Raw genomic sequence first — 16,505 nt, forward strand, 5'->3', positions numbered from 1 at the left:
TTTTTAGACCATGTGATAATAAATGCCATTACTCACCCACATTTAGGCTGTTCCCATGAATGAGCATGAACCCAAACAAATCAACGCGGCCTTTGGCCAATACTCTGGCGGCGCCACATCGGTTCTGGCTCTGATCGACAACATTGATGGCGAAAGTGTTTTACTGATTCTGGGGGAAACTGAGTTTGATTTAACCAGGCAAGAGGATTACGTTTTAATCACCGACATTCCAACATCCAGCAACCGTGACATGCTGTTTAAGCCTGATGACTTTCAAGCTGCTCTGGAGGCATACCGTGAATTAAAAGGAGCTGATGCGATTGAGTTTGATGACGATGCCAAACGTCTATTAATCAACAATAAAATTGAGGTGGATGGCATCAAAGAAAGTGGACGGCTTAACTACAGCATTCAAGAATTGGGGAATGGCCATGTGGCCGTACTGGCCATTTGCCTGTACTTCAAGAAACAGCGCAGTATTGATTCAGCCATGGGCATGGCTGAGTCGTTTATGGGGTTCTTTAAGACCATTTGAATAGGTATGATATTTTGATATCATATCAGACATTATAATCAACCAGGCTGCTATCAAAAATGAGCGAGTTCAGCGCAGAAGAGCAAGGCATCATTGATTTTTTTTTGGACCAATATCAAGAAAACAGAGAATCAAACGAAACAACACAATGGCTCAGTAAAGATCTCAGTAAAATATGTGCCATCATTGTTGCTCCATCAGTTATTAATAAAGACACTTATGACCTTACATTCATCGATCCAGAAAACAAATTTAAACAAAAAATTATTCATCAAATCAAAATTCGTATTGTCACTATTTACTCCACGTTAAAACGATTAGAGCAAAAAGGATTAATTTTTACCAAACCAAGCATCACCTTTACTCGACTACAGAAAGAAAAGAAACAAGACCAAATAATTGACGGCATGTTTGATGAGATGTTTGGGGTTTTTACAGAAATGAATCATGAGTTAGATTATATTTGCTCTATAATTATCCCCTCTGGCGCGCTTTTAGAACTAAAAAGAAATAAATATGTTTCCGCAGATAAAATCGCGCATGAGAAACAAATTAAATATTTAAGACTTCAAGCAATTTTTGCATATTTCGCTTTAGGAATATCAATTATAGGACCAGCTTTCTATTCATTAAAGCCAACTGCCATCACAATCCATGACAAAACACCACCGTTACCCATGGCCATAAATTCAGAAAAAATTGATGCCTTAAACCAAGAGGTCATCCGTCTTGAAGCTAAGGTCGAATCCCTTAAATCTGAGGCCGTCAAGATTCAGGCCAAGCTTTCCAAACCAGACCCAGAAACGAAATAACAAAAAACCGCGGATCAGCGCGGCTTTTTAAACTTTGCAACAAAAGAATAATCCAGATAACTACATTATCAATCATGTGAACTTTATCAATGATAATGGGTAATGAAGTATTGACTTACTATCATGACAATAATATGCCTGGTAAAACTCAAATTCTTTCCTTGAGTGCTCTATACATTTTTTTTCTATACACTTCACAACCTTGATCTTATCTTCTGTTGAAGTATTAATGCCAAATATTAGCCCATGAAGATCTTGAAACTCATAGGTCAAAGTTCTGTCCTCAGGACTAGATAAGTCACGAAACATGCTTGTCAGTATTAACCGATGCTCATTCTCATAGGCCCAATCTTTCGTTTTTTTAACTATATCTCTATAAAAGCTAGCCCAATATGTATCGCGCCAAGCATCTTCATCATTCAATATTGCATTAGCACATATACTTTCTTCATCATTAGAAAAATACCATGTGGAAAGTAGGCCAGGATATGGCAATCTACCTAATGATCTGAAAAAATCAATCTCACCTGCACCATCAACATAATCAATAGGTCTAAACTGAAAGCTACTTCTCTCTGCATAGTTTACTCTTTGATCTGGGTTTTCTTTCCATCTCAGACTTAATAGACTAGAACCATCTTGGCCATCTTGCGCTTCATAAACCAAACAAACACCAGTATGATTTTTAGCATAATGCGCCCAAATCGATGAATTTGCACACTCTGTCATAAAGCAAGCCGTGTACCAGTCTGGATACATTAATTTTTGAATTTGCTCTACGTATAATTTCGGAAAATCCAAAAGCATATAACTTCTAATGCTTAAGTTATTCTTTAGCAAATTATATTTATGCATTAAAGCCTGCTGTTCTGACAAAAACATATAACCTTGAAGCATTTTAGGGCTAGATAATTTAAAGCTTTCCTCCGAATCAATCATTGCTTCGAAATTTTCAAAAAACTTACCATCCAAGATATGTTGAATACCCTTTAAGCTGGCTTCTATCTTACTACTGTCACCACCATTAAAATGACTCTCTAACACCCCTACAGCATAAGAATTAATTGTATTAATATATAAGAGTAGCTCGGATTTCCGTATCACCGTTGATCTGCTTGCTATTTTCTGAATCAAGGTATCAATATATTCATTATTTAAGAAAGTTTCCGATATTTTCTTAAAAGATTCAGCATGCTTAGTAGTTTGAAAATCATCATCTTGCATTCCTAAAAAAACATTAATATCATTTCCAGTTAAAATAGTCTCGCTATATAAAACAACTTTTATGAAGTAATCCTCTAGACAACGAAAATAGTGCCGAAATAAATTTCGCCAAATGATATAGTCACCTTTCCAATAGATGTCTCGAAAACCTTCCATTGGATCATTCAAAGAGTCCGGAGCAGCAAAAAAAATACTTTGCCTCTCTAATTCTTTATACTCTCCAAATAAATTATCAATACTTCGAAATCGATAGAATTTCTTACTCATGTTGTGATCCAATAAAACACTTATAACTTAATAATAAATTAACACTTTTTAGAATCACACAATATACCCGAATCATCATATAATTAATACAACATATACATAACAAAAAAACCACCCGAAGGTGGCCTTTCAATTAATTAGAAGCTAACTTTGCACTTACCGGCATATATAGAAAATCCTGTACCCTCTCCAGGCGCTGATGCGTACTCCGTAATAAGTGTCTCAAACCTGAATATTCCATCCAGCAACCGCTAGTATCATAGCCATGGCTTTCCAGCTGGCGCAGTAAGCTAGCTATTGGCACCTGCCCTCTATAACGCTCACCGTAAAGATCAACTAAGCCTTTATACGTCAACGCCCTCTCCCCGAAGTCATCCTCTAAGATGCTTGCTGGGAATGGTCTCATATCTAACTCTAAGGGCTTTGTATTTGGCTCATTAAATAATGGGTGTTGGAAGTCGTCATCCATAACCTCTCCATCCAATGCTAAATCATAGGCATACTTAACAGCACTAGCCAATTGATCGATAGTCAGCTCTTTTGATGACTCAACTCCAAAGTGGCTATTAACCATTCCATAAGCTGTTGGGTAGTTTATCTTGCGGCGGGCTACTAAAACATTCACAGCGTCTTTTAAAGGTACTCGGTCAGTTGGTGTACTAAGCCGGCTTTCGATATTACTTTGCTCGCCACTCTTCTCAATGATGTCTAATACCCACCGCCGGAACTCTTTTGCTACTGATGTCTTTGCAAACATGGCCACTAAATGGCACCCTCTCAGTGAGAAAACTTTTGTAGTTTGATGACGTAACCCGTTGATTTCCCCGCTGAACGTCAATTTGACGTTCTGTGACATCGATCCTATGAACTCATCCTTGTTACGTTCATAAATCTTGTTCACAGAGTCCTGTCGAGCATAACCGAGTGCCTTGGCCAAGTCAGCAGATGTAATCCAAATTTGAGTTGTATCGCTAGGGTTATTTACAGCATTGAATGACACTTTGTTGAATGTTAATTTTGCGTTCATGATGACTCCTTACTTTATCTACGAGATAAGCCCAAATGGGCGGCCAAGAGGTTCGTAGTCCCAGTAAGTAGGATGGGCGTATTCCCTGACAAGTCAGGTCTTGTATTAGCCACCCTCTCGGCCATAAGAAATCTTTTTTTCAACGAAAGGAATCTATGGACGCAAAAAAATCACACTATCGTGGTGAATAAACGCTACTGGAGGCTACGACACCTCGTGCAGCAATAGTACTAATTTAACTGATGATAGTCAAGGGACGAATATCCCATCTATGTACCCAATATAATTTTCTGAATAATAGGTGAAAATAAATGTTTCTTTAACTCAAAACACTTCAACGAAAATGGATCTATGTCACACATTTTTCTATATATGGTTGCAATAGATTGTTGATTTTGAAAACTTTTAGTTTTATCTAGTAATATATTAATCATTACATTATTCAAAATAACTCTATTTTCTTTTTCTAATCTTTTAAATAAATAGAATAAAGATACTGCTAAGTTTCTATACTCTTCAACTGTTTCGAGTTGAAACAGTAATTGATAGAGTTCTTCATTATTAATTTTTTTATTATTAACCACAGAGCCAATTAATAAGCTATAAAAATAATAAATATTACCTTCCCCATTTTTCCCATTACCCGTGGGGTTTTCATCACAAGCGGATAGTATCTCCTGCACTTTTTCATAAAAAATAATGCATAAGTCTACTGGTAACTCCGAGCATAGCAAGCCATATAATGGACCATACAAAACATCAACATCCTTATCTGACTTAATAGGCTGACTTTGAAATATTTTATCTAATAAGCTGGACATAATTTGGCCAACCAGTTTAAAGTCATTATAATCTTGTTGAATCAAATGCTTAATGACCCTTGAAAAAACTCTATGATATGAATCTATTATCCACTCTCTAGTCTCTTTAGAGGTCCCCATTAAATCAATAGTTTTTTCTAGCTGAGTAACTAACTCAATACTTGTCAGTCCATCAACCTTATCTGTAGCTGCATAATATTGATACCATTTTTGCAAAGATAGTGACTCACAAAAAGTCAAATCGTTATATTCGCCTTGTAACCTATAAAAATAGAATGCATTAAATAATTTATCCCCGCGCTCTTTCTGAATAAAATCGATTAATAGCTCCCGTAGATTAAAATAAAATTCAATTCTTTTTAAATCAGTTAACGTTATAACCATTTCCTCAATTATAGAACCAATAATTCTTTGTGATGGTAGTAAATCTAATCTATCAATTTCTATGATAATAAAATCAATATCGTTTTTTAATATAGACTTTTGAGTTAAAGTCAAAACTGTAAATAATTTAAGAAATTGAGGCTCAGAGGACCATCTAGCGTGTCGAAGTGGAAATTTTTTATTTAAATAAACTTGTTTAACTTTATCTTTGAGGGTAGATATATGATCAATCTCTAACTTATGGCTATTATCTATTAAAAATTCTATTAACTCGATACTACAACGATCCCCGACTAGATTAATAAATTTAACAGGAAGTGAGTCATCAATGTTGTAATTGTTATAAATAGAAACTATCATTTTATAAGTTTCTAGTTTCATATAAGGCTGAAACAAAAAATAAGTATAAAGCATATTTAAAACAAAAGTGTCAAGATCCTTATAATTACTCCACTCTTGTACTTCTAATTCAAGAATAGTACTTTGAATCATACTTTCAATATATTTCGGGATATTATCTAGTAAGCCATATGAGCATGTATCTATTATTGACTTACAAAATATTTGAATTGCAGGCCCTAAAATTCTATTGCCATACCGACCATAAGTTATAATATTATTTTTTTTATGATGTATGTCTTTCCATACTTCATCAAAAATATACTTATAATCAGGTTCAATATCATCTGGTAGTTGCCAAGGGCCTAAACAAGATTTATATTTTTCGGCCCAATCCTCTACTTGTTTCTCACCCACATTATTATTCACAGAATATAGCCACATTTTATTTGATATTAACTTCACATAAGTAGGATACTTATCATAAAATTGACTAAACATCTCTTGAGCAAGCTTATCTGCACTCTTGAACTGTCTTTTAAACAAATAAACATTTAGCAAACACGTTTTTAACTGTACTAATCGATTTAAATCTTTATCTTTTTTATTTTTATTATCCTTTAAATACTGATCTATAGCTTTATTTATATACCTTTGGGCTTCATCATAGGCTCCTCTACATATATGTAAGGCAATTGTCACAGATTCTGTTTTTCCTAAAATACCTTTTAATTTGGCTATGGACTTATTCTCAAAAGCTACATTATAAAAATGAAAATAATAATCAATTTTTTCATCAGTTGTTTTAAACGTTTCGAAGGATAGACCTTTAGTAAACTTCTCGTAATGAATATTTTTGCTCTCTATGCTTTTAGAGCGATGTATCATTGATGTTAAACACACTGAAATTAATAAATGTACCTGTTGTTTAGATGGAAGAGTATTTTCATCTAAACTAATCTTATGCATACCGGCTAATTTATGTAGATTATTATTAGCAAACACTCGAGTTTGATAAACTTCATTTAAGTCATTAGCAATAAAGTCCTCTTTACCTTCCCACAAAAAAGAAGTTTTATTTAATTTATTATTTATATTACCTAATATTTCTTGATAGATAGCTAAATCTTTATGCAGTTCACCCTTCCAATATTTACTATCTCCAAGCTTATGAAACTTATCAATCCCAAGCCTTTCTAAAGTAAAGTCCACTAGTAGCCTTATAGAACCATGACAAGCCCCAAAATGTTGATTTTTATATAAGTCATTTACTTCAATGCAAATCTCAAGCAATCGCTCTGCCCCAAAAAGATTACTTTCTATAGAGCACTTAATTTCATTTATCAACGATGTAGAAATAAACACATGATCCCTTACTATATAAAAATTAAAAAAAGCTTCACTTAGACACTACTTAAAACAAATTATCAATCTCAGCCCCATCTCTACCGGGGTCTTTATTCTCATACTTAGGATGTGGTTTTTCATCTAGCACATTAGCCTTATTCTTGCCTGACTCACGACTTTTCACTGCATTTCTATCAACGGTATTACTAGCTGAGCCCACATTAGATGAACGAGTACGATTACTTTCAGTCGCTGCCTCAGAAGTACTCTTAGGGCTGCTAGCTGTTGATGCTTCATCCTTATTGCTCTTCGAGCATTGAGAAATAATAGCGAAAAAGAGGAATACCCAGAAAATAGTTTTAATCAGCTTCCAGAACGTACTTTTCTTTTTAACCGGTTCTTCCTGGTAATATCCAAGTACCCTGTCTTTTTCCAGTTCAAACTCTGATTCAGACAGAACACCTTTATCATACAACTTAGATAATCGTGTTAACTCATTACTAACTGAGGCCCTAGTAGCTCTTGGTCCTGATGGAGTAGCCCTACTTTTATTGCCACTTAACTTGGTTCTATATGATAAGCCTGTGCCAGGTATACCTGCATTAAGATGAGTCCCTCTCTTCCCAATATTAACGCTAGCGCCTCGCCCACCGATCGTTACACTAGTGAAGCCTTTCTTACCTAGATTCAACTTCAGCCCTTTTCCTAGCTTAATTGATTTTCTAAACCTGAATCCCATTACCTATCTCCCACGCAATGAATTTTTAATCACAATAATTTTTATTATATGATTATAACGTATTTATATTGGGTACAGTGCTAGACACTACATGAAATAGTTAAGTATTCTATGAATAATCAGAGCAAATAAAAAAGCCCAGCAATACTGGGCTTTGTTTGAGATATTACTCGGTAGCAGACATATTCCCCATACAATTTGGGGATTAAGCATCCATCACGGTAACCTGCCCATCCCAAACCGTTTCCCAACTGTTATCCTCACCTTTATGGTGCTGCACATATGGAGCTAAATAAATTAAGTCGTGCGCAAAAATCTTTTTCTCTAACTCTAATAATTTAACCAGTGGGCAATATATTAAAATTACAACATCCTTATCATGAATTAAATGGCTAGAAAGGTCTTTTGCCACTACGTAAGCAATTTCAACGCCAGCTAAAACATTTGAACCTTTAAGTAGCCTTTTAAAAAAACCATCATCTAAACCGGCTATACTTTCTGCTTTAAGCAATTCATTATTCGGAAAGTTATCTTTTAAAGTTGTTGAAAAAACAACTCTACCACCAGCATTTTGAGCTAAAAATAGAGCATGATTGATGATTCCAATCATTTCGTGATCATCAATGCTTTTACAGTAGTCCTTATACAAATATCGGTTCATATATACATCCCCATAGAGCCTTATAGTGCCGCCCGTTGATAGTAATTTATAGCTTATCTTGGCTTATTACGCAAACATAACTATCGCAACAATTAGACGTAAAAAAACCACCTGGGCGGTGGCTTTTTTTAGCGCTAGGCTAACGTAAATCTTCTTCTTTTAACGGGTTGGCTTCCCATTTGTTCGCCAACATTTCCAAATCCAGAAATAAGGTTTTCTTTCCGGTTTTTACCCTCAACCGGTCCACAGGACCTGACATGACAGACCACAGCCTAAGAATATTTGAACAATGTACACGCTTATAAAGCGCCTCATCAATTACTTTGGCGTTTATAGCACTAGCAAAAAACTCACTTCTATTCAGCACTAACATAGAGCTTGTCTTTACTTCTTTCATTAAATCTGATTCTAAATCTTCTAAATTCTGCTCAAACAAACTAGTTAATGACTGATGAGTGTTTTTATGTTTCTTATTATAATCATACACCTGCATCTTTGCCTCATAAAAAACGGTATCTTGATAATCATTCAAAATAGCACTTAATGTCGCAACTTCACAAGATGTACGTCTATTCGACCTCATCGTGATAATAGCTATCACTGCAGTTATAAAAATAATAACTAGTTGAGCCAGACTAAGCCACTCCCCTCTCTCCCAAGAGGCTAGGTGTAACTTAGCTAAGTAAGACTGAAGAAAAGTTAAACTTGATAAAAAGAAGGCGGCTAGTGCCAAAACTGACACCCATCCGCCTACTTTAACCTGTTTAACAAAACTTTTCTTAGTCATCATATCCCTCAGAAACTAATTGAATGTTTAATTTTCTCGTCATGAATTTCATATTAATACTCCCTTACTCTATTATTGCAAAACTACCTTAAGTAGAATGTATAGACACAAAAAAACTTAACAAGTTGCTTGTTAAGCTGAGTGCATATACATGCTATAAAAAGAACGACGTAAGCTACGACGCTTCGAAATCACTTATGTAATTACCTTTTAGCATTGCTACTTACTATGCAGTAATAGTAAGACAAATTCGCCAATATTACCAGCCGAAATATACACGAGAACCCAGAGTTTACTGGCTTTTTGCCCTGTTTTATGAAGAAAGCCAACTGTAAGCATTACGGGGTCTGCCCTGTAGCCAATGGCTAATTTTGACACTTGTCACCAAATTTGTATCAAAAAAACTACTGAACTATGGTCAGACTACCCATAAACATTGAGTTCTCGCTAAAACTGACCTAGAAATTAGAGCATTTTTAGCCCCGCTGGCCCAATAACACACGATGAACATTTCTCTTTAAGTCATACTCGACCCAGCAGCTCAAGCCACTGGATCGAGCCAATATCCTCACACAGCAACAAACTACCTACTCATGACGGCAACTCAGGCTCTGAATCTAAAACGTCCAAAGCTTCCCGTATAGATTCAGCCGTATCAGCCTCAAGCGTAGCCTGTTCTAAATCTCCTTCAGCCAAGCTAATCGGTGCATTATTCTCAGCTACCACTAAGGATGCCTTTAACACGTCCTCAGCCAACTGTGTGTCATCCAACACCACAGGCTCAACCTCGTTATCATCCTGAACCGAATCTTGCACCACAGATGCTTCTGGCCCTTCTGGTTGAGTATCAGACTCAAGTACGTAAGTATCCTTAGGTTCTGGTTCTGGTTCTGGTTCTGGTTCTGGTTCTGGTTCTGGTTCTGGTTCTGGTTCTGGTTCTGGTTCTGGTTCTGGTTCTGGTTCACCCTCTTGATCAACAGGGTTACTTACATCCCCAGCTTCATCTAGCACAGCAACCTCCTCTACTAGGCCCTCAGTAACTAAGTCTGGCTCAGTATTGATTACAGCATCCACAACAACATCACTTCCTGGCTCAACGTCGCCGGCAGACTCCTCAGCCTCTTCATCCAGGTCGATATCGTCAACTACATCAGGGATCACCACGCCATTTTCATCCACAAAAAACAGGTTTAGAACCAAGCCATTATTGACAACTGCATCCAATACAGAGATACTGGAGTCCAGCTCGTGGCTCGCTATACGGGAAGGGTACGTCCCCCTGTCGTTGGAAGTAGTCACAGAATTAAGCTCAACGTCTGTTGGGCTTTTTTCTTGGGCAGAATCCAACACAGCCTGATTTGGGTGGACAGAGTGGTCATAGTGGAACTCACCTTGGTGGTCCTCTTTCACAACGATCCGCACACTCAATGGCTCATCACCGAGCTGCACGGGCGCCTGTAAAATATGGTACGCCACGGCACTTGGGTCTTCATTAACGTTATATGGCTCAATTGTTTTCACTTTGTTGGCAGCTGTAATCAGGTTTTTAAGCCCAGCAACCACCTTCAGTTTTCGAGGATCGCGGCTCGCGCTCAATACTTTTTTCATGCCGCGCTTTCTAATTTCGACCTTGCCACCCAATGCCGGGCAGTCCACCCAGTCGCCAAGCATTTCTTCAAATAAAGCCTTGGCCTGAGTTCTAAGCTGTTGCTTACCCTCTTTGGTGTTTTCATCAACATGGCCCAACTCATTCCCCGTCAACGTCACCACGCCACTAGCCATGGGTTTAACCCCCTCATTGAGGCCATTCCCTTCTTTCGGCACTTCTGAGGCAGGAACCATTGCATCTACTGGGTTTAACCCCTCGTTACTAGGGTTCACCCCCTCAGGGTCCACTACTGACGCGGGGGCTTCAGTAGGCTCTACGGGGTCAACTGACGGCTCAGCCGGTACCACACCAGCTTTCAACTGCTCAATCTCAGCCAGCTTTGCCACCAACACGGCGCGCTTAGCCTCAACCTGTGCCTGCATCTCACCCAAGGCCGCTTCACGCTCTGTACGGCGCTTATTGGCCCGCAGGAAACGCCCAGCATTTGCTTCAACCAAAGCCATCACTTTTCTGGCAATAATGTTGATTTGTTGATCACGGCCATTCTCTTTGGCCACCACAGTCGTGATGTCTTTGCGGTTCAACAACCAGCGCCAGGCAATCAAGTTGTCAGTTGGTTTGATTGTCTTGGGTGAGGCATCAGGGTTATGCATGAATACACTGATGGTTTGGCCATCAGTCATTTCAAAGATCACGGCCACATTGATGGTGCCATTGACCTTGTAAGGCTCACTTACCTGAATACCCTCTTCCTTCACCTGAATATCACCACCAGCAAGCCGGTTTAAGGCCATACCAATTTGGCGTGCTTTACGGCTCAGCATTTGCTGCTGAATCACCAGCGCATCCATCACAACCTCTGGGCTAAACTCACCGCCCTCGGCCAAGATGGTTTCCATCATGTCGTCGTAGGTCACCGCTTCGTTTAGCTCTTCAGCCTGGTCAACGCGGCCCATGTCGTAAATCGCGAGGCCGGCAGCAGCTTTAGGCTGGCCCCAATCAAAAATATTCTGCTGCATGGCAATCTCACTTTCTGGATCAAACGGAAATGACTGTGCGGTGACTTCGGCTTTTTTATTACCGAACTTTAGCCACCAATTAAACTGGGCCATGGTGCATGGAATGACACTCAATGGCTCCTTATTGAAGGTGCTCAGCTGGTACGCCATCACCGCATCAGCTTGGCTCAAGAACCCAAACATCACTTTGTGTTCATCAAAGGTGCCAGCGGCCGTGGCCTGATTAATCACATAGATGTTGAGCACTTCAGGGAAAACGCCTACATAGCAATCCAGCGGATCACCATCAGCGCCAACGGTACCCACAATTTCGCCGTAGTCCGAGGCAATCAATATGGGCTGCTTACCAGGCTTAGTACGGTAGGTGCCCGCATAGGCCTCTAGCTGAATAGGCAGACCATGCAACTCACTCACATGGCCTTCTTGATCACGAATAACAGCCATTACGCACCACCTTCTTTTAGGCGGACAATCTCTGTATCAGCTTCGGCGATCAGCTGATCTAGCTCTTCCAATTCACTGGCAAAAGCTTCTTCTTTGCGTTTGGTTGTTGATTTAAGACCCTTGGGCATCACCACTCTTTTACGAGACAAGGCCTTCTGAAAGCGGGTCGAATTGGCTTCGGCCGACTTGATGATTTCTGCGATTGATTTACGGACGTCGTCCTGCTCTTTGATGGGCAGGATTTTACCGTTCAGGCGGACTTGATAGATGTCACCGGTGGACTTGACGCGCAACACCAGCTGCTGACTATCGGCCAAGGCAATACAAATTTCACGGTATGAAATACTGTTTTCGCGCTTGGTTTTATCGCCCACCCATGATGAGGCGATTTCGGCGCCCGCGCGCTTGAATACAGACACCAGTTTTTTAGGTGCTGTTTTAGGATTTGGGATCAACTCGTCCCAAGAAAATAGATCGTTCGACATAAAAAAGCCCACTGTGCGTTAACAATGGGCTTATTATGAGTTTGTTTAAATAGGCTTAATGGCCCCGTTCCCTTTCTCTAGGCCACCTCTCCCATCATTTTCTTTTTAGCAGCCAGCATGCGCTCTTTACGCTTGTCCTTCTTGGTGCCGCCAGCAAAAGCTGCCTCACTAACGTTGTAATGCACCCCTTCAAGAAAAGCGAAAGCCTTGGTGTCCATAATGTCTGGTGACTTAATGCCCTGCTTACGCATGTCTTCTTTCTTCATCATCTGGTACTGAACCTTCTCGGTGAAGAAATACGGCAGGTGTGTAGCCTGGTAGATAAAGCTGGCACGTAATGCGGGGCTCATCTCCTTGTAGGCGAACCGTACATTTTTCTGCCTCATGGCATCACGTAAGTGCACATAGCACTGAGCCCGCAGATTCACGAAGCGCTTTTTGTTCTCCTTCTTAAAGCATGGATCACCCCAACGCACGCGGTGCACATCGACGCCCTCATCCTCCAAAGCTTTACACAGTTCAAGGCCATTACCGCCCGAGTCAATCAACATGCGGGCATTCGACAACTCTCCGTAAATCTCCAGCAGCAGGCCCTTAAACTTGGCCACGGTCGTGGTGTTGATGTGCAAGGGAATACCCACATACTCAACGCGGCGCGGGTTGGGCCCAGTGATGTCGTCGTCACCGGTCACTCTAGCCAAAGTGCACACCGAATAATCTCGGTACTCGCCGGCGCCAACGTCCACCAGCATAAACCAGCCCCATGGCTCGCCATCCTCAATCAGCTGGGACTTTTCATTGTAGATGGCGTCGATCATGCGCCGGTGAATCAGGTTGAGCTCTTCATTTTCGGCAAACTTACCCAGCACACGAACGCGGTACTCCACTGAGTCTCGGCCACCAGCCTGCAAAGCGATACTGCGCAGATACTCAACCGAAACATGCGGCGCCCGCTCCGAGTTAAAGCATAGATTCACCCAGTCACCATCGTTGGCCAACGAAAGATTGTGGTGGCTGTCGTAAAAAAAACCCGTGGTCTTGGCGCCCTGAGACAGTAAAACTGTTCTGTTACCATCCTGCGTCTGGGTGCCGTTGATCACGTTGAAGTGCTCGTCCTGAACACCAGCGGCCTCATCGACCACGATCAACTGCCAATACCGGTGCTTACCCGCAATCGAAATAGATTGGCCCTTGGCCATGGCCACCTTGGTGATGAACCACTGATCCTTGTAGCCCTGAATGAATACCCGCTCAGCCTTCATTTGGGTGCGTTGGATCAGCCAGTTTAGGTGGCCAGTCATTTTAATGCGCTGGATGGTGTCGTTCATCTCCTTCCAAACACCATCTGTCACCTGCTGTAAAGACGACGCGCCGATGTACGCGTTGCTGCCAATCTCTAACTTGCCATCATAGTAGGCAACCGGATGGCACCATAAGTGCCAAAGCAGCAGCTGGGCAATCTCGGTCGTCTTGCCGGTACCGGTACCAGACACCACGCTGACTTTTGCTCGTGGGTCCACAATCACATGGGCAAAGTCCTGCTGATCCTCAGACAAAGCAAGGCCGGCCACCTCGTAGCAAAACAACTCAAAATTGGTTGCGTATCGCTCAACAAAGGAGTGGTATGCCGGCAGGTCTAAAATGGAACGTCTAGCGGCCACAGGTTATCTCCCAAGGCCTTTAATTAGGTTGGACAGCCCATTGGCTATGGTTTTACAAATCGCCTCTGCTGCGCGCTGAATGCTCTCAACGATGATTTTCATTTTCTGGGCCTCATCGTCGTTTTCAATATGATTTTTCCACGCCTTGGTTGCGACCAGGTCATCAATGAACGATACCGGCTGACTAAGAATTTCACTAAAAGGCTGTCGTGCTTCAAGTGCCAGGCTAGACACCAGCGACATCATATCCGCCCCATGCTTCAAACGCGTCTTCGCTGATAAGGGAATCAAATTGAAATCGGTAGGGTGGCAAACCCTCACCCCCTTTCCCTTCATCCCATGGCACCAACACAAATCCATCATCAAAAACACGCAACCGCACGATATGATCCATGATGGCCGTACCGGTATAAAACTCGCCCAACAGGGTTTTGTATGAGCTGGCGGGCATGGCCAATAGTGTCTCAATGTTGTTCTTGATAAAGCTGTCGATGCTCACCTCGTCAAACACATTCATGTCGGTACCGGCCGCATGGACTTGTGCCGCGATACAGGCCATCTCCCATGCTGCATCTTTATTTGATACACCCCGCACATCCCCACGCAACACGGCGCGCTCCACAGCCTCAACCCATGCCGTGGTTAACGGGCGCATTTCCAGCTGGTCTGGATCATCGGACCCTGCATCCAATTCAAAACGATACACCAGCTCATCAGGCCCAACGCTGTATTTGTTTTTTGTGATGGGATGGTCGGCGCCGTCACGGCCCAAATAATCAATAATCGTAGCCTCAAGGTCTGGCCCAATATTGAATGCCTCGCCCTTGTTGTGAAGGTGGACTTGGTAATGGATCACCGCGGCGTACCGCTCTTGGGCCGTCCAATGAGCCAGCGCTAGGTTGCTGTCCAACAAGAACGCTTCAATGGATTTGGTGATCCCAAGTTCATTGTGCTCAACGGGCATTTTGCACAGCTCAATAATCGAGCCAACACTCAGCTCTTTAAACGTCGCATTAATGCGTGACGTCACGAATGGCGGTATATGCATGGTTATTCCTCATCATCTAAGTTTTGATTGGCCAGTCGGCGTCGAACCTCCTCGGCCTTAGCCATGGCCAAAGCCATATTCTTCTCACCAATTGCCTGAAGTGCTTGGATGCTCTCTTCGCTAGCGTCAACGTTCAGATCAACAGACACTTGGTTGCCCCACAGCTTCGGACGCAACTTAGAGGCCGTCCATTTACGGGCCTCAATCATCAGCTTGGAACGCTCCACGCTCTTCTTGCTGTAATCAATATCCCCATTAGCCTTAAATTCAACGTCCAATGACGAATCATCGGCAATACGCACAATCTCATCAGCCAGGTAATCTGCTCGAATCGCACAGGCATCATCGTACTGCCCGCGAAGCTCACCTTTCTCATCAGCATGTAGAGCCCGATAAAACCGAATACGTGGCGGCATCCCCTCTTTTCGGCAAACATCAGCAATAGACATACCGCCCATGATGTACTCCATCATCTGAGCGAATATTTCAGGTGGTATGGTGTGGCCAGGCAATTCAGACTTAGGCTTCGATTTGGGCCCGCTTTTAGCGGCCACCTTTGCCTTTGCGGCCGCTTTAGGCTTAACCGGTGCCTTCTGCTTTGAGGCAGGCTCTTTGGCCGGGGCCTTCGCACTTGTAGCACTGGCCTTTGAGGCCGTTTTTTTAGTTTTTTCGGCCAGGGCAGAATCAGTCTTTTTGCTTTCAGATTTACTCATGCAATCCTTCCCATAAAAAATAAGCCCACTATTTTCATAATGGGCTTATTGTTCCTCACTTTTGAGTGCTGGTTTTAACGCGTTCCCTTTAATAGGCCGGTTCTAATTAACTTTAAAAAACTGCTGGCAATATAGAAAACCTACTATCTGACATATCAAAAAAACTCATTTCCTAACGTATGCCGAAACCTTTTTATGAACTCGGAAAAACATCTATTCAGAACGTATAGGCGAAAAAATACCCCATGGTTAAATAGGGTAAATTCTTACAACAACAATCATCTGCCTAGACTGGTACAACTCCCACACGCAATCCCATAGCAGCTAATAGTTTGCTTACCGTCTCATAACGTGGCTTAGCATCAGGAGCCAGTGTTTTATAAAGACTTTCACGGCCCAACCCTGCATCTTTCGCTACCTGCGTCATACCCCTAGCCTTAGCCACGTCAGAAATAGCAGCCAACAACACATTAAGATCACCGTCTTGCTCTACACTGGCCAGTGCCTCATTAATGTACTCAGCGATCACCTCTTCATTGTCTAGGTAGTCGGCAATATCAAAATTTAATAATTTATCGTTCAT

15 protein-coding genes are annotated in these 16,505 nt (G+C 41.4%); 2 read left to right on the top strand and 13 right to left on the bottom strand.

Annotated features, from left to right (window positions below; translation table 11 throughout):
- Nucleotides 1–55: 55 nt before the first annotated feature.
- Both AB8Q18_08445 and AB8Q18_08450 read left to right on the top strand, forming a co-directional pair.
- Entirely contained in the window at nt 56–535 is a 480-nt protein-coding gene (locus AB8Q18_08445; protein ID XDZ50226.1) for a hypothetical protein, read from the top strand.
- 59 nt (nt 536–594) lie between these two features.
- Nucleotides 595–1,347, top strand: coding sequence for a hypothetical protein (locus AB8Q18_08450; GenBank protein ID XDZ50227.1), 753 nt, complete (start codon nt 595–597; stop codon nt 1,345–1,347).
- Between the two features lie 72 nt (nt 1,348–1,419).
- Here AB8Q18_08450 and AB8Q18_08455 read toward each other — a convergent pair whose 3' ends face one another.
- From AB8Q18_08455 to AB8Q18_08515, 13 genes are all read right to left on the bottom strand, one after another.
- Nucleotides 1,420–2,838 (bottom strand): DUF2971 domain-containing protein, encoded by a 1,419-nt coding sequence (locus AB8Q18_08455; protein ID XDZ50228.1) that lies wholly within the window; start codon nt 2,836–2,838, stop codon nt 1,420–1,422.
- Between the two features lie 133 nt (nt 2,839–2,971).
- A complete protein-coding gene (locus tag AB8Q18_08460) occupies nt 2,972–3,865 on the bottom strand; it encodes a Bro-N domain-containing protein (protein XDZ50229.1) in 894 nt (297 codons plus the stop codon).
- 269 nt (nt 3,866–4,134) lie between these two features.
- Nucleotides 4,135–6,774 (bottom strand): hypothetical protein, encoded by a 2,640-nt coding sequence (locus AB8Q18_08465; protein ID XDZ50230.1) that lies wholly within the window; start codon nt 6,772–6,774, stop codon nt 4,135–4,137.
- A gap of 49 nt (nt 6,775–6,823) precedes the next feature.
- Nucleotides 6,824–7,495, bottom strand: coding sequence for a DUF4236 domain-containing protein (locus AB8Q18_08470; protein XDZ50231.1), 672 nt, complete (start codon nt 7,493–7,495; stop codon nt 6,824–6,826).
- A 205-nt stretch (nt 7,496–7,700) separates the two neighbouring features.
- Entirely contained in the window at nt 7,701–8,105 is a 405-nt protein-coding gene (locus AB8Q18_08475) for a hypothetical protein (protein ID XDZ50232.1), read from the bottom strand.
- Between the two features lie 190 nt (nt 8,106–8,295).
- Nucleotides 8,296–8,943: a DUF4760 domain-containing protein gene (locus AB8Q18_08480; GenBank protein XDZ50233.1), complete on the bottom strand. Its 648-nt coding sequence runs from the start codon at nt 8,941–8,943 to the stop codon at nt 8,296–8,298.
- Between the two features lie 591 nt (nt 8,944–9,534).
- Nucleotides 9,535–12,015: a hypothetical protein gene (locus AB8Q18_08485; GenBank protein XDZ50234.1), complete on the bottom strand. Its 2,481-nt coding sequence runs from the start codon at nt 12,013–12,015 to the stop codon at nt 9,535–9,537.
- Nucleotides 12,015–12,500 carry a hypothetical protein gene (locus tag AB8Q18_08490; protein ID XDZ50235.1) on the bottom strand — a complete coding sequence of 162 codons (486 nt, stop codon included), beginning with the start codon at nt 12,498–12,500 and terminating at the stop codon, nt 12,015–12,017. The genes AB8Q18_08485 and AB8Q18_08490 overlap by 1 nt, the downstream gene beginning before the upstream one ends.
- A gap of 77 nt (nt 12,501–12,577) precedes the next feature.
- Entirely contained in the window at nt 12,578–14,161 is a 1,584-nt protein-coding gene (locus tag AB8Q18_08495; protein ID XDZ50236.1) for a hypothetical protein, read from the bottom strand.
- Nucleotides 14,162–14,164: 3 nt separating this feature from the next.
- The gene (locus AB8Q18_08500; GenBank protein XDZ50237.1) at nt 14,165–14,407 is read right to left on the bottom strand and encodes a hypothetical protein; all 243 of its coding nucleotides are present in this window, start codon (nt 14,405–14,407) and stop codon (nt 14,165–14,167) included.
- Nucleotides 14,388–15,209 (bottom strand): hypothetical protein, encoded by an 822-nt coding sequence (locus tag AB8Q18_08505; GenBank protein ID XDZ50238.1) that lies wholly within the window; start codon nt 15,207–15,209, stop codon nt 14,388–14,390. The genes AB8Q18_08500 and AB8Q18_08505 overlap by 20 nt, the downstream gene beginning before the upstream one ends.
- A gap of 2 nt (nt 15,210–15,211) precedes the next feature.
- Entirely contained in the window at nt 15,212–15,922 is a 711-nt protein-coding gene (locus tag AB8Q18_08510; protein ID XDZ50239.1) for a hypothetical protein, read from the bottom strand.
- 286 nt (nt 15,923–16,208) lie between these two features.
- Nucleotides 16,209–16,505 carry an addiction module antidote protein gene (locus AB8Q18_08515; protein XDZ50240.1) on the bottom strand — a complete coding sequence of 99 codons (297 nt, stop codon included), beginning with the start codon at nt 16,503–16,505 and terminating at the stop codon, nt 16,209–16,211.

The sequence above is a fragment of the Neisseriaceae bacterium CLB008 genome (assembly GCA_041228285.1).
In the GTDB taxonomy this organism is placed as follows: Bacteria; Pseudomonadota; Gammaproteobacteria; order Burkholderiales; family Neisseriaceae; genus JAGNPU01.